This is a genomic window from Ligilactobacillus sp. ESL1201 (assembly GCF_058503265.1).
On record NZ_CP196362.1, the window covers coordinates 522,539 to 541,319 of the forward strand.

Consider the following 18,781-nt stretch of genomic DNA (forward strand, 5'->3'; position numbering starts at 1 on the left):
GATGACGAAAAATCAATGCTTGTTTTTTTGTATACCAATTTAAATTTAGGTATAAGAAAAAGCATTGCGCTTTTCCGTGTTACAATTAAGTCGACCAAAACCAATTGAAAGGAATGAAGGCAATGCTTTCCACAAATTATCTTATCAAACTTTGGCTCGGAATTACAGATAAAAACATCAATTTTGATGAAAATTATCCCCTCAGTCAGAAAATTATCAAAAAGAAACCAGCGCTTGTATTTCACGCAACACTTACTTATCCGCTTAACCGCTGCTTAAATTGTGGTTTTAAAGGAAAAGTGGTCAAACATGGATTAAAATCTACCTTAGTTCAGCTGTGTGCTGATTCTCACCACCCACTTTATTTAGCACTTAAAAAGCAACGCTTTTTGTGTCGCCACTGTCAAACTACAATGATGGCACAAACTTCGTTAGTGGCGTCACACTGTCAAATTTCTAGAACGGTCCATCAAATGATCACCCTAGAGGCAACCAAAAACGTGGCTTTACGTGAAATTGCCCAGCGTTTTAGGATCAGTGCCAGTACCGTCCAAAGATTTATCAACCAAGATAATCAGCAGTTATTAGTCGCTAAACCAACAACTCTACCAGCTCACCTGTTATTCGATGAAATCAAAGTCATGGGTCACGGCTATAGTTTTATTGTAATGGACGCCGATACTCATGAATTATTGGATATTTTACCCGGGCGCACGACCCGCGAGATTAAAGCTTATTTTCAGGAATTTTCCCTGACAGAGCGCCATAAAGTAAAGACAGTAGTCGTCGATTTAAACGCGGCTTATCTTAAATTTATTCCTGAACTTTTTCCGCAAGCAGCAGTGATCGTTGATCGTTTTCATATTGTACAGATGTTAAACCGTGCGCTGAATTCAATGCGCACTCGCGTAATGAAAAAGTATCCCAAAAGTTCGTTTGAATATAAGCTGTTGAAGCGTTATTGGCGTTTATTTTTAAAAAATTTTAACGACCTTGAGGCCGTTAAACTGCGTTATCATCCAGGAATCAAGCGCACTGATACTGACGTTCGTTTGGTCTATCAAGGGTTAGAGCTAAATTCCGGGTTCAAGGCAGCTTATGAAGTCTACCAAAAAATTTTAACGGCGCTCAAAGAACACGATAGTGCAACAATAATTACAACATTGAGTAATTACCATAAGCTAGGTAATGAATTTGACCAGCCAATGAAATCACTCAAGAAGAATTTGGTGGCAGTGGTAAATAGTTGTCGGTATCGTTATAGTAACGGCCCCTTAGAGGGCATGAACCGCAAGATCAAGGGGATCAAACGGACGAGTTTTGGCTTTAGAAACTGGTTTAACTTCAAGTTACGAGTCATTTTGGAATGTACCAGCAAGCTTTCACTACTGAACTAATTCAAAAAATTTGATCAAGTAGGAGTCTTATTTAGTGTACGTTAAAAGCGGGAAAACGCGCCAAAATCACTAAAAATTAAAAGTAAAATTAATTAAAAACAAAAAACGACTTAAAAATAACAAACCACCTAGACCAATTTTGATCTAAGTGGTTGGAAAATTCTCCATCAACACTAGTTGACAAAGAACCGTTACTTTTCGTCGTGATGATCATTGAATTCTATAATCAAAATGATTAATGTTGCGAATTCGATCATCAACGATATAGCCTGAAACGTACTCAAGCCGGCCGATTCCTTTCACTAGATTTGTTGATGCCATAAGCATCGCCTCCTCTTCGAGTGCACAGCCACCGCCCATAAAACCCCTTGCCTATTTAGTATATCATACCTCCAACTGAAAAAAGTAATTTTATGACATTTTCAACGCAAAAATCCACCCATTTTTATTCACATCTAATTCGAATTTATTTTAATTTTTCGATAGCTAATTTAATCTAAAATCGATATCTAAATGATTGTTAAACTCATTTTTTCTCATAATATTTTGTCTCCTGAATTCTATTTTTGCCTCAATTCATCTCTTTTTTAATTTATATCAATTCTAAAGCAATTCTATAAGCGCTGTTTAATTAGTATTTATTCTGAAAATAACTCCTTCAAAATGCCAACGCGTGTTCCAAGTTTTCCCGCGTTCAGTACTTAAAAAAATATATTTGGAGGTTATCACAATGAGAATTAATACTAATATTCCCGCAATGAACACGTTGTCCAGCTTAAATTCGGCCAACGACGCTAAGTCCGATTCTCTGGCAAAACTTTCTTCGGGCTCCCGGATCAACAAAGCCGGTGACGATGCCGCAGGTTTGGCAATTTCCGAAAAGATGAAGGCCCAAATCGGTGGCTTGACCCAAGCCAAGACCAACGCTCAAGATGGGATTTCCTTGATTCAAACGGCTGAAGGTGCGCTGAACGAAACTCATAGTATCCTCGGTCGGATGCGTGATCTTTCTGTACAAAGTGCTAACGATACACTGACGAGTGAAGATCGTTCCGAAATTCAAAAAGAATACACAGCTCTTTCGACTGAAATCACCCGGATCGCTACGACAACACAATTTAACACGAAAAACTTACTTAGCAAGGACAATACTCAATTTACCTTCCAGATTGGTGCTAATTCTGGGCAAACAATGAGTGTCAATGTGAATGCGATGGACGCTACTTCTCTAGGTGTACATGTTGCTAACGACATTAACGGTGGCAACATCACAGTTAACGCCACTGCCGACCAACAACAAGCAGCTTTAACTCAATTTGCCGATGACCTTGGTGTTTTTGACAGTGGTAGTGGTCTAAAACAATTAGTTGGCAGCTCTACTGACGGATCAGGTCTTGCTAAATACGATGCCAGCTTGGAACGCCTCTATAACAATATCACTAGCGCCCTTGGCGATGGTGCTACAGACTTAAGCAATGTTTCGGGTGATGCCGACAAATTGGCTAAATTCACTACTGATCTAGTATCGTTCGCTAACCAACTACAAGGTGATATCGGTAGTTACGGCGATAAAACAGAAGTCAGCTCAGTAGTTAACGCTTACGCTGCTGGACAAGCCGCACCTGCAGCTTCTGATGTGTCAACAGTTGATACCGATAAGTTTACTGATAAGATGAAAACCGGTGAAGATGGTACTGGCGTTGCCGGTGCGATGAAACAATTAAATAAAACTGGTGGTTATTTATCAGCTACTTCCGGCACTGGACATCCAACGGCTGCTTTTAAAACTCAGTTAACAGATGTCTTTGGTACAGATGGTTCACTTAAATCTGGTGTGACCGTTAAGCAAGTTAATGATTTAAGTGATGCAATGCAAGGTGCAATTGATGCAACTGGTGTTTCCGATGATGATGAAGCATCTTTGAAAACTATCCAAACCCAGTTGAATGCCTTCAAGACCGCTGGTGGAGTCAGTGTTACAACACAGGCCGCAGTTGACGGCACCAAAGAAACTACAACAGTTGCAAATGCTATTAAGGGGTTAATAGCGCCAGCTCCTAGTGGTGGTACAGCTGGTGCTTTGAATGCTGATTATAATGGAAATACACATGGTCTTAAAAATGCATTTGATGCTGTTTTTGGTTCTGATGGTAAGATGAAATCCACAGCTACTGCTGGTGACTTCAAGGCGTTGTATAAGGTAGCTAGTGATAATAAAGCTGCATCTGGTCCTGCAAATGGGTACGACAATTTGCTCACCCAACTGGATGCTATCAAAACTGCTGGCGGTTACACTGAAAAAGTGGAGACTTTAGACACTAATAAATACACTGCTGCTATGAAGGGTGATAACGGAACTGTCGGAACTACTACTACTCTTGGAACTGACGGCTTAGGTGCAACTGGCGGTTACTTATCAAATCATGCTGACTTAAAGACTGCTCTCGGAAAGGTCTTCAGTGTTACTTCTGGTAATTTCGATGGTGGTCTAAAAGATGGCGTTAAGGCAGAAGACTTCAGCGCTTTACAAAAAAGCGTAAAAGACGCAATTGCTGATCCATTGACTACAACTGGCGATAAGACATTATTGCAAGACCTGCAAAAAGAAATGACCGACATGGTAAGTGCTGGAGTCTTCTCTGATCCTACCGAAGAGCCTGACGTTACCGGTAAAAATGCATCACAAAAGGCTAACAACGCAATTGCCGATTACAACGCAACCCTTGATGGCGATGCTCGTGCCAACGCTTCTGCTGCTTTAGTTGCTGTTGATAATGCCATCAACAAAGTTTCTGGCCAGCGTGCTGACTTAGGTGCTGCGCAGAACCGTTTGACGCACACAATCAACAACTTGGGTACGACAACTACTAACTTGTCAGACGCCAACTCACGGATCCGTGACGTTGATATGGCACAAGAGATGATGAACTTCACCAAGTCCAACATCCTTTCTCAAGCCGCAACGTCAATGTTAGCTCAAGCAAACGCTATGCCTAACAGCGTGTTGACTTTACTACAAGGTTAAGATTTGATTTAAGATTTAACTTTTCATCAACTTGAATACTCGAACAGGAACGCGTCTGGGGGATCGGCGCGTTCCTGTTTTTTGTGTTTTGTTCATTTTTTTCTGATTAATTTATCTGTATAATAGAGTTAACAATAAAAATATGGAGAAGAACATGAATTTATTATACATAGACGAATCCGGCACCCCAACGAAGAAGTGTCAAGTTGATGATGAAACCGATCATTCCAATTCTAATTTTTTTGTTTTAAGTGGTGCGTTACTTAAAGTTCACAACTTAGAAAATATAGAATATCAATTCGATGCTGTTAAAAAGAAATTTTTAACTAAAACAGAAGTAGAAATCAAATCATCTTTAAAGGGACTGAATTTTAAAAAATTTTCTGATAATACTAATATCAGAACTATTAGACATGCCTTTAAGGAGGAAATATACGATATTATTTGCAATAATGATACTAAACTATTTGGTGCACAGTCGAATAAAATTCATTTATTTCAAAAATCTATCGTTGAAGATGATTTCCAACTGTATAAATTATGTTTTCAGTATCTTCTGTCCTCTGTAGCTAGTTATATCAACGAAGAAAAAATTTCTTCAGAAGTTATTGTTTTTATTGATAGTATGGGAAGCAGACATAATAGAAAAATTGCTAAAGCTTACAAAGAAGCTATAAAAATCCAACATGGCAAACTTTTATTATTCGATTCCACCAAATTTGCACCTAGTATTAATTTTGTAGATTCCGAATTTACAACAGGCGTGCAATTAGCTGATTTAGTAGCTGGAGCTCTCTGGAGAGGTGTAGAATTGGGAGAAAAAGAATTTGCGCGTAAAATCAAAAATAACTTCCCCACTAACGATAACGGTAATATCATTGACTACAGCTACATTAAAGCTACAAAATGGATTAATTAAACGCATAAAAAATACAGGGCATCAACATCACAGTTGATCATCACCAGGCTGCATTTGCCTAGACCCTGCTTACGTCTTAATTCTAACACAGCTAATTTTAAATTCAAACACTTTGATACTCGTAAATTATAGTATCAGTGTTTATGAACTAATTCTAGTCAATAATACATTTCCAGTGTTATAATAAAGGTACAAAAAGAGAGCCAGTAAAAAGCACTGACCCTCTGCAAGCCGCTTTAAAGGCGGTGACATAGTCTAGAAGTCTATAAAAGCCATCCTATACTCGGTCAAAGTAAGTAGGACGGCTTTTTTGTGTTACTTTTCGTCGTGATGATCGTTGAATTCTATAATCAAAATGACTAAGGTTGCGAATTCGATCATCAACGATATAGCCTGAAACGTACTCAAGCCGGCTGATTCCTTTCACTAGATTTGTTGATGCCATAAGCATCGCCTCCTCTTCGAGTGCACAGCCACCGCCCATAAAACCCCTTGCTCAATTAGTATAACATATCCCCAACTGTAAAAAGTAATTTTATGACATTTTTGTAGCACTAAATTCCTCAATTTTTATTCACATCTAATTCATTTTTATTTTAATTTTTCGATAGCTAATTTAATCTAAAATCGATACCTGATTGATAGTTAAATTCATTTTTTCTCATAATATTTCGTTGCAATAGGCTCAACTTTTAGTTCAATTCATCCCTTTTTTAATTTATATCGATTCTAAATATTTATGATTATCTTCTAAAAATAAGTATTTGTGTACGAAATACTTCCTTCAAAATGCCAACGCGTGTTCCAAGTTTTCCCGCGTTCAGTACTTAAAAAATATTTATTGGAGGTTATCACAATGAGAATTAATACTAATATTCCCGCAATGAACACGTTGTCCAGTTTGAACTCAGCCAACGACGCTAAATCCGATTCTCTGGCAAAACTTTCTTCGGGTTCCCGAATCAACAAAGCCGGCGACGATGCTGCAGGTTTGGCAATTTCCGAAAAGATGAAGGCTCAGATCGGTGGCTTGACTCAAGCTAAGACCAACGCCCAAGATGGTATTTCACTTATCCAAACCGCTGAAGGTGCTTTGAATGAAACTCATAGTATCTTAGGCCGGATGCGTGACTTGTCCGTGCAATCGGCTAACGATACGTTGACGAGCCAAGATCGTAGCCAGATCCAAAAAGAGTATTCTGCTCTATCACAGGAAATCACTCGAATCGCTACAACTACTCAGTTCAACACCAAGAACTTGTTAAGTAAAGATAACACTCAATTCACTTTCCAGATCGGTGCTAACTCCGGTCAGACAATGAGTGTTAATGTTAACGCTATGGACTCATTCTCACTAGGTGTTAGTGTTGCTAACAATACTGACGATGGTAATATTACAGTTAATGCTACACAAGAACAACAGATTGGTGCGTTAAACAAGTTTATCTCTGATTTAGGATATAAAACAAATGCTGCTAATGGTGATGCCCTTTATGATTTAGTTAAAGGTGATGGAACTTCTAGTAATGTTGGTTTAAGTCATTATGATTCTAGTCTAGGAACTCTATATGATAATCTTAAATCCGACATGAAAGACATGACCGATGCAAGCGGTAATGTTTCTGATGCAGCTACCGGTTTTACTGATGATAGTTTCTCTAAACTTACTACTGATTTGACTTCATTTGCTAACCAGCTACAAGGTGATATTGGCAGTTACGGTAATAAAACAGACGTTGATTTAACAAGCTATGTCGATGATGCTCATCCATCAGCGCTTGATTCTTCTGCAATGACTAACCAAACTACAGTAGAGGGTAGCGGTGTTGCTGGTGCTATCCAAGGATTGAAAACTTATTTAGGCAGCAATTCTGATCTTAATTCTAAAGTTAAAGCAGTGTTTAAAAACGATGGCACAATGCAAAGTAGTGTTACTGCTAGTCAGCTTAAAGATTTGGCAGATGCATTAACAGATGCTATAACAGCTACAACTGGTGATGATGCCACTAATTTAACCACAATTAAAACGAAACTTGGTGATTTCAAGAATGCGGGTGGTTACGTTGAACCAGTAGCAGGTTCTTGGACTGCAGCAGTTACTAATCAAACTGGGGATGCTGACGCAGATACCATTAAAGGATTGATTGCTGAACATTCTGACCCTACTGATAATACTTCGGCTCCTGGAGATTTATATTCATATTATAGTAATAGTAGTAATGCTACTTTCAAGACTGCTTTTAATAATGTCTTTGATTCAGATGGTAAAATCAAAAGCACCTCTAGCTTAGATGACGTTAACGTACTACAAAAAGCCGTTGATGGTGATACTACTAATAATGCAGGGTTAACTGCTTTAGGTAGTGCATTAAATGTTTTATCTACTGCCAGTGTTTATACAAAACATGTTGAAGGAACAGTCGATGCAGCTAAATATACCTCTGATATGCAAGGTACAGCTGGCAAACTTGGATTTTCAGGTACTTTAGGTACTGATTTAGCTACTTACTTAGGTACTGACTCTGATTTAAATACTGCAGTTGGTAAAGTATTCGATACTACAAATGGAGCATTGAAGACAACTGCTAAAGCTACTGATTTTGAAGCCTTACAAAAAGCAGTTAAGAATTCTCTCAGTACTGCAACTGGTGATGACAAAGCACATCTACAAGATTTAAGCGACGAAATGGATAAGATGGTATCTGATGGTGCTTACACTAAGGGTACTCTAGATGCCAATGCTTCGCAAAAAGCTAACAATGCAATTGCTAACTACAACGCTACACTTGACGGCGATGCTCGTGCCAACGCATCTTCCGCTTTGAATGCCGTTGATAATGCCATCAACAAAGTTTCCGGTCAGCGTGCTGATTTAGGTGCTGCTCAGAACCGTTTGACCCACACGATCAACAACCTAGGCACAACAACTACTAATTTGTCAGATGCCAATTCGCGTATTCGTGACGTTGATATGGCGCAAGAGATGATGAACTTCACGAAGGACAACATCCTTTCTCAAGCTGCTACCTCAATGTTGGCTCAAGCAAACGCTATGCCTAACAGCGTCTTGACTTTGCTACAAGGCTAATTGATTTAAGATTTAATTTTTCATCAACTTGAATACTCGAACAGGAACGCGCCTGGGGGATCGGCGCGTTCCTGTTTTTTTGTGTCTTTAATTGCTACGTTGTGCCAAATGAGATATAATTATTGTAGTACAATAGTAAACGTTAAAGGAGGATGTCATGAGTAATACTGTTATTAAAAACAAAACTGTTTCTACTAGAGTAACTTCAGCTATTCAGCAAAAAGCCAAGGATAATCTTGCTAAACAAGGATTGACCATTTCTGAATATATTCGCTTGTCGTTGATTAAAGCAGCTAATAATGAAGTGCGCTTGGTAAGTTTTTTGGATTCTCCAGAGGCTAAAGCTGCAAAAAAAGAGGCCGAAAACGGTCAGGTGAAAACTATCGGTACGTTGAATGACTTTGATAAGTGGGTTGATAACTTAGATGGAAATTAAACGAACTAACTTATTTGAACGTCAACTAAAAAAACTGGCGAAAAAGCATTTTCCTGTCTCGGTATTAAAGCCTTGCGTAAAAGCTGTTATTGAACATGATGAACTCATTTTAGCGAGAATCAAAGACCATGCATTAACAGGTAATTGGCGAGGATACCGTGAATTTCATCCAGCTAGGTATGGTTCTTACGCTAGTAATTATGATGGCTGGATTGTGGTCTATCGGTTGCAAAGTGACAAACTCATTTTATTATTAGTAACAACGGGTTCACACGAAATTTTGAATAAGAATCCTTAGATATAATTATATTGGTGTACTGCTAGTTGATCATTTATTCTAGTGTTAGAATAAGGACATAAAGGAAGCCGCTTTAAAGGCGGTAACATAGTTTAGAAGTCCTATAAAAGCCATCCTGTACTCGGTCAAAGTAAGTGGGATGGCTTTTTATGTAGTTTTTGCTTATTCATATTTGGCGGAATTCTTAATTTCAACTTGATAATTATTCATAGATTATCCCAATCAATGTCGTCAACATTGGTAAAGCCACTATCATCGGCTTCACGTTCACGTACTTTGGCCAAGGTACCGGTGTTTTCCATCTCGTTCACCTCTTTAGGCTCATTGTAATGTACGTTAATGCCGTACGCAATGTTTGCACCCAGCAACTTCAGTACATGATTGCTAGTCAATAATACATTTTTAGTGTTATAATGAAGACATAAAAATAACCGGTGCGCTAACACCGGCTTTGAAAACAGGCTGCTTTAAAGGCAGTGGCAAATTATTTACGGCAAATGAGCCGTCCCTAACTCGTCAAAGTATAGAGGGACGGCTTTTTTGTGTTACTTTTCGTCGTGATGATCGTGGAATTCTATAATCAAAATGACTAACGTTGCGAATTCGATCATCAACGAGATAGCTTGAAAAACACTCAAGCCGGTTGTTTCCTTTCACTAAATTTGTTGATGCCATAGGCATCGCCTCCTCTTCAAGTACGCAACCACCGCCCATAAAACTTCCCATGCATTCAGTATATCATATCCTCAATCCTAAAAAGTAATTTTATGACATTTTTCAGCGTAAAAATCCTCCTATTTTTATTCACATCTTATTCGAATTAATTTTAATTTTTCAATAGCTAATTTAATCTAAAATCGATGCTTCATTGATAGTTAAATTCATTTTTTCTCATAATATTTCAGGATGAAAATTCAAATCTCGATCCAATTCTGTTCTTTTTTAATTTATATAAATTCTAAAATATCTATTAAAATTCCGTTTAATTAGCATTCCATTCAAACAACTTTCCTCCAAAATGCCAACGCGTGTTCCAAGTTTTCCCGCGTTCAGTACTTAAAAAAATATATTTGGAGGTTATCACAATGAGAATTAATACTAATATTCCCGCAATGAACACGTTGTCCAGCTTAAACTCGGCCAACGACGCTAAGTCCGATTCCTTAGCTAAATTGTCATCCGGCTCTCGGATCAACAAAGCCGGTGACGATGCCGCAGGACTTGCCATTTCTGAAAAAATGAAGGCTCAGATTGGTGGCTTAACTCAAGCCAAGACGAATGCCCAAGACGGAATTTCTTTGATTCAAACCGCTGAAGGTGCCTTGAACGAAACTCATAGTATCCTTGGCCGGATGCGTGACTTGTCTGTTCAGTCTGCTAACGATACGTTGACGAGCCAAGATCGTAGCCAAATTAGCAAGGAATACTCCGCACTTTCACAAGAAATTACCAGAATTGCCACAACTACCCAATTCAATACCAAGAACCTCTTAAGTAAAGATAAAACCCAATTTACTTTTCAGATTGGTGCTAACTCTGGTCAAACGATGAGTGTGAATGTTAACGCCATGGATTCATATTCACTAGGTGTTAGTGTTGGTGACGGTACTGGTGATATCACTGTCAACGCTCGACAAGATCAACAAATTGATGCGCTAAATACTTTCATTAACCAACTCGGCTATGATAAAGATGCTACGAGCGGTGGCGATAACGCACTTTATAACCTAGTTTATGGTGATGGCTCTAATTCAAATGTTGGTTTAGGTCACTATGATTCCAGTTTAAAGGACCTATATGGCAAACTATCTGGCGATATGGCTAACATTATTGATGGTCAAAACAAAGTCAGTGCTTCAGCTACTGGGTTTACACCGGAAGATTTCGCTAAATTCTCTACTGATTTAACTTCTTTTGCTAACCAACTACAAGGTGACATCGGCAGTTATGGCGATAAATCAGATGTTGACACGTCTAAATATGTTGACCAAGCATTAACTAGTTCAAAAGCTGCAGCCTTTGATGGTTCTAACTATACGGATCAAATGAAAGATGGCGCAGGTTCCGGTACTGCTGGCGATATAACAGCTTTAAAATCATATTTGGACAATAACAGTAGTTTTAAGACTACTTTAGAAAATGTTTTTGATACTTCTACTGGTAATGAAGGTAAAATTAAATCTACTGCTACCGCTAAGCAATTTGATAAATTAACTGATGCTGTTAATACTGCGCTCGAATCTGCTACTGGAAATGATAAGGATGCTTTAACAGACCTTCAAACTCAAATGACCGCATTTAAGGGAGTAACTGGTGCGTATACCGCTGGAACTATTGATTCTACTGTGCAAACAGCTATTGCTTCTAGTAATGATGGTAGTCCAGATAAAATCAAAGCATTAATTACTGGTTCTTTAGCTAGTGATTATTCAAGTGACACAAATGGACTTAAAACTGCTTATAATAAAGTCTTCGATACCTCCACCGGTAATGAAGGTAAAGTTAAGTCTAATGCTACGGTTGACGACTTCAACGCATTAGTTAAGCTTGCTGCTGATAATGGCTATACCGATTTGTCCACTCAATTAAATACCATCAAAAATACTTCGGGCTTTATTGGAGATGGCGAAACAGACGATACCAAGCTAACCACTGAGATGCTAGGTAAAGCTACTGGCGCTAAAGATGGTGTTAAAGCAACCTTAACTAAATTAAGTAATTTTCTAGGTAAAGATGAAAATAGTGATTTGAAGTCCGCAGTTGATAAAGTTTTCACTACTTCTAGTGGTGCAATTGCTGGTACTCCTACGGCTAAAAACTTTGAAGACTTACAGGATTCATTAAGTAAAGCAATCAACAGTGCTGATGGTACTGACAAGACTAACTTACAAAATCTGCAAGCAGAAATGAACACTATGACTAAGGGTGGAGTTTATACCGCTGCTGAAGATTCTCATCCAGCTGCTAATGCTTCACAGAAAGCCAACAATGCTATTGCTAACTACAACGCCACTCTTGATGGTGACGCTCGTGCCAACGCCTCCGCAGCTTTGAATGCTGTTGACAATGCCATCAACAAGGTATCTGGTCAACGTGCCGATCTTGGTGCCGCTCAAAACCGTTTGACTCATACGATCAATAACTTGGGCACGACGACAACCAATTTGTCAGACGCTAACTCACGTATCCGTGACGTGGATATGGCGCAAGAGATGATGAACTTCACCAAGTCCAACATCTTGTCACAAGCTGCAACGTCAATGTTAGCTCAAGCAAACGCAATGCCTAACAGCGTGTTGACTTTGCTACAAGGCTAAGATTTAATTTAAGAATCAAGATTTACCTTTTCATCAACTTGAATACTCGAACAGGAACGCGTCTGGGGGATCGGCGCGTTCCTGTTTTTTGTGTTTTGATTTCGCTTTCAATTAATGCTACGCTAATTACGGTAGCTGGGAGTTCCTGCTACTTTTTGCTTTTCGAGCCAATTCAACGGAGGGAGCCATGGACTGTTGCACAATTATTACGCAGCTGGTCAACGACATCTACCAGCTGCACTGCCAGTTTTCACAAACGTATTATGACGTGCACTCCGAGTACTGGACGCGCAATTTGAAAAAGCTTGGCGTCACGCAGGCGTACAACGAGCCAATTTTTATGCGTGAGCTGGTGCCGGATTACTTAAAAGCGTTAGAAACGGATGGTTCGCTAGCGCTAAAAATGCGTAAATTGCAATTACGGTTTGACGTTCGTTACCGAACGAAATCACTTGACACCATCAACAAAAAAATGCACCATTATGTTGAACGAACCTCTGCTCACGGTGAATTGTACGTCGGTAAATCACTGAATGATCTCTACGGCGTCCGGATCATTTTACCGGGAGTAACGGCTCACTCTGCTGCAATCAAGCAACTACTTGCCACTTTTAAGCAACGGAAAATCATGACACGTTACTATTACAGAAGTGACGGCGAATACCGGGCATTTCATTGCTACTTTCAGGCTAACAACCGCTATTTTCCGTGGGAGTTGCAGATTTGGGATGTCAGCGACAAGGCCAATAATTACTTAGAACACGACAGACACGAACGGGAGCGTGACCAAAATGAATAAAATAACGCACTTGATCATGTACGGCAGAAGTGGAAAAACTGCTTATGTCTATGATTTTGCTTCCGATGACAACGAACAGATCATGCACGAACATCAGCTGATCAGTAAAAAAGTTGCTGTTACCGACATTCCCTTTGCTCTTCACGTACTGACGACGGAATCTGCTGATTTTGCTTCTGTGCAACAGATGGATCCATATTTTAAAGATGCAATTGAAGTTGGCAGTATCGATGAATTTTATGACAAATGGACGGAATTAACGAAACAAAAAGTATGACTCACTAAAAAACGGCCCGTGCCTCGTGCACCGGTCGTTTTTGGTAATGTTACTTTTGTGTCATCAATTTGGCTGCCTTAGCGCGGACGCGACGCTGCCAATAATGTACGGCTTGGCGCGTGACGTGCAACTCCGCGGCGATCTGCGCCACACTTTTGTTGAGCCCCCAGCGCTGGAACAGTAAGTAGCGCTCCTTAGCGTTACAAGCGTGCCAGATACTGCGCAACAGTTCGCGCTGTTCGAATGTAGCGGCGATGTTGGAAGTGGCACGTAGCATGCCGGATTCCGTTACCGGCAACTGCGTTTGGCGCTGCTGGTGCAGGTGGTCTTTGCGCAAGATATCGAGGATCCCCCAGCGAATTTTACGGTAAGCAAAACCCATGAAGTGCGCGTCGATATGGCCGTTACGCCGCCAGTATTCCTCGTAAGCCGCGGCAAATAACAGGCGTCCCTCCGACACCAAGTCTTCGTAGTTAGTTGAACTGCGCGCAACGTGCAAGTTTTTCAACACGCCGTGAATGACGCGCTCGTGATCGTCTTGTAGTAGATAATTTAACGCTTCTCGTGTGTGTTTCATTGCCAACACCCGTTTCTGTTAGATTATCCGGGGCCCCGAACGCCTTCATCATACTAGAAAGCCCCTCAAATAAAAATTGCACTTAAAAAACAAAAACTGCACATTGATATGTCACTAAAAAATCATCATGCATCAAACTAATCCTGATAATAGCGCATTTCTAAAAATTAAAATGATATTTACTAATAAAAAATAAGAAAACTACTTAGATTCTAAAATTCGAAGTGAAATGTTGTTAAATCAACGCTTAAAGGGTAAAAAAGGTGTTAAAAATGCTCTGAAAGTGCAATTGACAATCACCAGCGTTGATATGACAACGTTTTACTGTTTTAAATAGTACCTAAAATCGCCTAAAAATAATTATTAACTAAAATTTAATGATTGACAAAAAAACAGAAACGCGCCGATCCCCCGAGGCACGTTCCTGTTAATTGAGTGTTTTTTGAGTGTTCAAGTTGTGTTTAAAGTCTGAGGTAAAAGCCTAAATTAGCCTTGTAACAAAGTCAACACGCTGTTTGGCATCGCGTTAGCTTGCGCCAACATCGATGTCGCAGCCTGTGACAAAATATTATCCTTAGTAAAGTTCATCATCTCTTGTGCCATGTCAACGTCACGAATCCGCGAGTTAGCGTCCGACAAGTTAGTCGAAGTGGTACCCAGGTTGTTGATCGTATGCGTCAAACGGTTCTGAGCGGCACCTAAGTCAGCACGCTGGCCAGAAACCTTGTTGATGGCGGCATCAAGTGCATTAATTGATTTAGTTGCTTCACCACGAGCATTTTTATCTAATGTTGAATTATAGGTATTGATAGCATCATTAGTTAATGACTTTAACGCATCTACAGAACTTTTGTTGGTAGATTTTGTTACTTGATCACCATAACTATTAATGTCACCTTGTAATTGATTAGCAAATGCGATTACAGCTTTAGATGCAGTTGAAATTTGATCAGCAGTAGGAGTAGTGCTATCAACAGCGTCAACTGCAGCATCCATAGTTGTTTTAAGGCTAGCAAGACTGCTATCAAATTGTCCTAAACCATCAGTAGTATCAATAGCCTGAGTAATGTCAGTACCAGGGTCTAAATTGAGTCCATTTGAACCAATCAAAGCATCGTATGCATCCTTCTTTTGAGCATCTGTTGCATCCACTTGTACGGTATCAATACTCAAGGAGCTGGCATCCATAGCATTAATCTTGACACTAACTGTTTGTCCGGAGTTAGCACCAACTTGGAATGTAAATTGCGTGTCATCTTTACTTAATAAGTTCTTGGTATTGAATTGAGTAGTTGTAGCAATTCGAGTAACTTCTTTAGTTAAAGCACTGAATTCTTTCTGTAATTCACTACGATCTTCCGTTGTTAATGTATCGTTAGCACTTTGTACAGAAAGGTCACGCATCCGGCCAAGGATACTGTGAGTTTCGTTCAGCGCACCTTCAGCTGTTTGGATCAAAGATATACCATCTTGGGCGTTAGTTTTAGCTTGGTTTAAGCCACCGATTTGGGCTTTCATTTTTTCAGAAATTGCCAAACCTGCGGCGTCGTCGCCGGCTTTGTTGATCCGAGAACCGGACGATAATTTAGCTAGCGAATCAGATTTGGCATCATTAGCTGAGTTCAAACTCGATAACGTGTTCATTGCAGGAATATTAGTATTAATTCTCATTGTAAAAACTCCCTCCTAGGTTATTAACCTTGTAATAGGGTCAAAACGCTGTTTGGCATGGCATTAGCTTGAGCCAACATCGATGTCGCAGCCTGTGACAAAATGTTGTCCTTTGTGAAGTTCATCATTTCTTGCGCCATGTCCACGTCACGGATTCGAGAATTGGCATCCGACAAGTTGGTCGAAGTCGTACCCAAGTTGTTGATCGTATGTGTCAAACGGTTTTGGGCAGCACCAAGATCAGCACGTTGACCAGAAACTTTATTGATAGCGGCATCGACGGCATTAATTGACTTAGTAGCCTCTCCTCGAGCAGACTTGTCAATGGCAGAGTTGTAATTTGGAACAGCTTTAGTTACAGCCTTAGTGACGTCACTTAATTTAGCTGCAGCAGTTGCTCCAAGTTGATCTCCGTAGCTATTGATATCTCCCTGCAATTGATTTGCAAAGGAGGTGACGGCTTTAGCAGCTGTTGCAATTGTTTCAGCAGTGACACCAGCAGTTAATTTAGTTGAATCTGAAGCATCAATAGCAGGGCCACCAGCAGTTGCACCAGGAATAATATCCTTAATAGCAGTCGTAGCAGCAGCATAAAGTGATTCTAGTGAAGAATCAAAATCTTTTAAACCTTTGTCAGTATCGCTCGTATTCTTCAATAAAGTATCAATATCATCACTTGTACCATCAGTATCATCTAGTCCTAAATCTGATAATAAAGAATCATATGCCGTCCCTGCTTGAACGTCAGTGGCATTGACACTAATTGCTTTATCACCAGTAACAGAAACACCCAGACTATCAGCATCCATAGCATTAATCTTGACGCTAACTGTTTGACCAGCATTGGCACCGACTTGGAATGTGAATTGAGTGTCATCTTTACTTAACAAGTTCTTGGTATTGAACTGAGTTGTCGTGGCGATTCGAGTAACTTCTTTAGTTAGGGCACTAAATTCCTTCTGTAATTCACTACGATCTTCCGTCGTCAAAGTATCGTTAGCTGATTGCACGGACAAGTCACGCATCCGGCCAAGAATGCTGTGAGTTTCGTTTAGCGCGCCTTCAGCAGTTTGGATCAAAGAAATTCCGTCTTGAGCGTTAGTCTTTGCTTGGTTTAAGCCACCGATCTGAGCCTTCATCTTTTCGGAAATTGCCAAACCTGCAGCGTCATCGCCAGCTTTGTTAATCCGGGAGCCAGACGATAATTTAGCTAGCGAATCAGATTTAGCGTCGTTGGCTGAGTTCAGACTCGATAACGTGTTCATTGCAGGAATATTAGTATTAATTCTCATTGTAAAAACTCCTTTCTAAATTAATTAGCCTTGTAACAGGGTCAATACACTGTTTGGCATCGCATTAGCTTGAGCCAACATCGATGTCGCAGCCTGTGACAAAATGTTGTCCTTCGTGAAGTTCATCATCTCTTGTGCCATGTCAACATCACGAATCCGAGAATTAGCATCCGACAAGTTCGTCGAAGTCGTCCCCAAGTTGTTGATCGTATGTGTCAAACGGTTTTGAGCAGCACCTAAATCGGCACGCTGACCGGAAACTTTATTGATGGCGGCATCTAATGCATTAATTGCTCCAGTAGCATTACCACGTGCATCTTTATCTAAAGAGGAATTGTAATTATTTATTGCGTCATTAGTTTTAGTCTTATAGCTAGTTAGAGCTGTTTTGGTACCTGCATCTGTAATTTGATCACCATAACTATTAATGTCTCCTTGTAGCTGGTTAGAAAATGCAATTAACGCTTTAGATGCTTTTTCAACATTTTCTGCGGAATCTGTTGTAGTTTCTGTTGAAACGGCAGTCTTAGCGTCTGAATATAAGGTTGCCAAACCACTATCAAATTGACCTAAGCCATTAGTTGTGTTAGTAAGTAAGTCTAAACCACCTGATGAAGCAATTCCTGTTGTCCAATCTAATCCACTTGACCCTATTAAATCTTTATATGCTGTTTTCTTCTGCACATCTGTGGCATCAACTTCAATAGCATCATCACCTTCGCCATCAATTTTAAGGGCGTTAGCATCCATTGCTCCAATCTTGACACTAACTGTCTGACCAGCATTAGCACCAACTTGGAAAGTAAATTGAGTATCGTCTTTACTCAACAGGTTCTTGGTGTTGAATTGGGTAGTTGTAGCAATCCTGGTAACTTCTTTAGTTAAGGCACTGAATTCTTTCTGTAATTCACTACGATCTTCCGTTGTTAATGTATCGTTTGCACTTTGTACAGAAAGGTCACGCATCCGACCAAGAATACTATGAGTTTCGTTCAGCGCACCTTCAGCAGTTTGAATCAAAGAAATTCCATCTTGGGCGTTAGTCTTTGCTTGGTTTAAGCCACCAATTTGAGCTTTCATCTTTTCAGAAATTGCCAAACCCGCGGCATCATCACCGGCTTTGTTGATCCGGGAGCCGGATGATAATTTGGCCAAGGAATCAGACTTAGCGTCGTTGGCCGAATTTAAGCTGGACAACGTGTTCATTGCTGGCACATTAGTATTAATCCGCATTGTATATTCCTCCATTGATAAAATATTTGAGCGTGAAAACCTTAGCGTGGAACACGCGTTGGCATTTGAAAAAATATTTATTTGGAGGTTTTCTTTTATTTAAAGAGGTTCTACTTATTATTTTTAATTTTTATAAACTGACGAAAATTGCTAATGACAACAAATGTAATAAAAGTTAAAAGCAAGTTTATGAGAAAAAATCATTTTAACTATCAATTAGCTATCTATTTTAAGTTAAATTTTACTTTTTAAAATGAGAATTAATATGAGTTTGATGTGAAGTGAAATTGTAGAGGAGGAGGGGAGGATTTTTTAAATCTTATTCTTCAATTGTTAGTGTCACACTAATTTCTTTAAATATATTTACATACTTAATAAATAAATTTTACTTTAAAAAATAAATTAATGTAATTTTATTTATATCTTTAATTTAATAAAATAACTCCGATATA

The 18,781-nt window shown here is 39.4% G+C and carries 13 protein-coding genes and 7 pseudogenes; 12 read left to right on the forward strand and 8 right to left on the reverse strand.

Annotated features, from left to right (window positions below; all coding sequences use genetic code 11):
- Positions 1 to 122 precede the first annotated feature (122 nt).
- The gene (locus ACSYSK_RS02585; protein WP_491715395.1) at positions 123 to 1,397 is read left to right on the forward strand and encodes an ISL3 family transposase; all 1,275 of its coding nucleotides are present in this window, start codon (positions 123 to 125) and stop codon (positions 1,395 to 1,397) included.
- Between the two features lie 191 nt (positions 1,398 to 1,588).
- Here ACSYSK_RS02585 and ACSYSK_RS02590 read toward each other — a convergent pair whose 3' ends face one another.
- Positions 1,589 to 1,654 carry a hypothetical protein gene (locus ACSYSK_RS02590; protein ID WP_491715845.1) on the reverse strand — a complete coding sequence of 22 codons (66 nt, stop codon included), beginning with the start codon at positions 1,652 to 1,654 and terminating at the stop codon, positions 1,589 to 1,591.
- 473 nt (positions 1,655 to 2,127) lie between these two features.
- On the opposite strand from ACSYSK_RS02590, the pseudogene ACSYSK_RS02595 reads away from it, so the two are divergent.
- From ACSYSK_RS02595 to ACSYSK_RS02605, 3 genes and pseudogenes are all read left to right on the forward strand, one after another.
- Positions 2,128 to 2,608: pseudogene (locus ACSYSK_RS02595) on the forward strand (flagellin N-terminal helical domain-containing protein); the annotation flags it as partial.
- 1,559 nt (positions 2,609 to 4,167) lie between these two features.
- Positions 4,168 to 4,422: pseudogene (locus ACSYSK_RS02600) on the forward strand (flagellin); the annotation flags it as partial.
- Positions 4,423 to 4,576: 154 nt separating this feature from the next.
- On the forward strand, positions 4,577 to 5,341 hold the full coding sequence (locus ACSYSK_RS02605) for a DUF3800 domain-containing protein (protein WP_491715396.1): 765 nt from the start codon (positions 4,577 to 4,579) through the stop codon (positions 5,339 to 5,341).
- A 315-nt stretch (positions 5,342 to 5,656) separates the two neighbouring features.
- On the opposite strand, the gene ACSYSK_RS02610 is transcribed toward ACSYSK_RS02605, so the two are convergent.
- Positions 5,657 to 5,722, reverse strand: coding sequence for a hypothetical protein (locus tag ACSYSK_RS02610; RefSeq protein WP_491715846.1), 66 nt, complete (start codon positions 5,720 to 5,722; stop codon positions 5,657 to 5,659).
- Positions 5,723 to 6,197: 475 nt separating this feature from the next.
- Between ACSYSK_RS02610 and ACSYSK_RS02615 the strand changes: the two are divergent.
- From ACSYSK_RS02615 to ACSYSK_RS02630, 4 genes and pseudogenes are all read left to right on the forward strand, one after another.
- Positions 6,198 to 6,699 (forward strand): annotated as a pseudogene (locus ACSYSK_RS02615) (flagellin N-terminal helical domain-containing protein); the annotation flags it as partial.
- Between the two features lie 1,475 nt (positions 6,700 to 8,174).
- Positions 8,175 to 8,429: pseudogene (locus tag ACSYSK_RS02620) on the forward strand (flagellin); the annotation flags it as partial.
- Positions 8,430 to 8,586: 157 nt separating this feature from the next.
- Positions 8,587 to 8,865, forward strand: coding sequence for a type II toxin-antitoxin system RelB/DinJ family antitoxin (locus ACSYSK_RS02625; protein WP_491715397.1), 279 nt, complete (start codon positions 8,587 to 8,589; stop codon positions 8,863 to 8,865).
- A complete protein-coding gene (locus ACSYSK_RS02630) occupies positions 8,855 to 9,163 on the forward strand; it encodes a type II toxin-antitoxin system YafQ family toxin (protein ID WP_491715398.1) in 309 nt (102 codons plus the stop codon). Before ACSYSK_RS02625 ends, ACSYSK_RS02630 begins: the two co-directional genes overlap by 11 nt.
- 206 nt (positions 9,164 to 9,369) lie before the next feature.
- Here the strand turns inward: ACSYSK_RS02630 and ACSYSK_RS02635 are convergent.
- Both ACSYSK_RS02635 and ACSYSK_RS02640 read right to left on the reverse strand, forming a co-directional pair.
- Positions 9,370 to 9,465, reverse strand: a pseudogene (locus tag ACSYSK_RS02635) (prevent-host-death protein); the annotation flags it as partial.
- Positions 9,466 to 9,708: 243 nt separating this feature from the next.
- Positions 9,709 to 9,774: a hypothetical protein gene (locus tag ACSYSK_RS02640; protein ID WP_491715847.1), complete on the reverse strand. Its 66-nt coding sequence runs from the start codon at positions 9,772 to 9,774 to the stop codon at positions 9,709 to 9,711.
- A 474-nt stretch (positions 9,775 to 10,248) separates the two neighbouring features.
- Between ACSYSK_RS02640 and ACSYSK_RS02645 the strand changes: the two are divergent.
- From ACSYSK_RS02645 to ACSYSK_RS02660, 4 genes and pseudogenes are all read left to right on the forward strand, one after another.
- Positions 10,249 to 10,755: pseudogene (locus ACSYSK_RS02645) on the forward strand (flagellin N-terminal helical domain-containing protein); the annotation flags it as partial.
- A 1,470-nt stretch (positions 10,756 to 12,225) separates the two neighbouring features.
- A pseudogene (locus tag ACSYSK_RS02650) lies at positions 12,226 to 12,480 on the forward strand (flagellin); the annotation flags it as partial.
- Positions 12,481 to 12,667: 187 nt separating this feature from the next.
- Complete coding sequence (locus ACSYSK_RS02655) at positions 12,668 to 13,279, forward strand: RelA/SpoT-related domain-containing protein (protein WP_491715399.1); 612 nt, start codon at positions 12,668 to 12,670, stop codon at positions 13,277 to 13,279.
- Complete coding sequence (locus tag ACSYSK_RS02660; RefSeq protein WP_491715400.1) at positions 13,272 to 13,556, forward strand: hypothetical protein; 285 nt, start codon at positions 13,272 to 13,274, stop codon at positions 13,554 to 13,556. The genes ACSYSK_RS02655 and ACSYSK_RS02660 overlap by 8 nt, the downstream gene beginning before the upstream one ends.
- 49 nt (positions 13,557 to 13,605) lie before the next feature.
- On the opposite strand, the gene ACSYSK_RS02665 is transcribed toward ACSYSK_RS02660, so the two are convergent.
- The 4 genes from ACSYSK_RS02665 to ACSYSK_RS02680 all read right to left on the reverse strand — a co-directional run bounded on the left by ACSYSK_RS02665 (position 13,606) and on the right by ACSYSK_RS02680 (position 18,329).
- Positions 13,606 to 14,133, reverse strand: coding sequence for a sigma-70 family RNA polymerase sigma factor (locus tag ACSYSK_RS02665; protein ID WP_491715401.1), 528 nt, complete (start codon positions 14,131 to 14,133; stop codon positions 13,606 to 13,608).
- A 486-nt stretch (positions 14,134 to 14,619) separates the two neighbouring features.
- Positions 14,620 to 15,804 carry a flagellin N-terminal helical domain-containing protein gene (locus tag ACSYSK_RS02670; protein ID WP_491715402.1) on the reverse strand — a complete coding sequence of 395 codons (1,185 nt, stop codon included), beginning with the start codon at positions 15,802 to 15,804 and terminating at the stop codon, positions 14,620 to 14,622.
- Between the two features lie 23 nt (positions 15,805 to 15,827).
- On the reverse strand, positions 15,828 to 17,096 hold the full coding sequence (locus ACSYSK_RS02675; RefSeq protein WP_491715403.1) for a flagellin N-terminal helical domain-containing protein: 1,269 nt from the start codon (positions 17,094 to 17,096) through the stop codon (positions 15,828 to 15,830).
- A gap of 24 nt (positions 17,097 to 17,120) precedes the next feature.
- Positions 17,121 to 18,329 (reverse strand): flagellin N-terminal helical domain-containing protein, encoded by a 1,209-nt coding sequence (locus ACSYSK_RS02680; RefSeq protein WP_491715404.1) that lies wholly within the window; start codon positions 18,327 to 18,329, stop codon positions 17,121 to 17,123.
- Positions 18,330 to 18,781 lie beyond the last annotated feature (452 nt).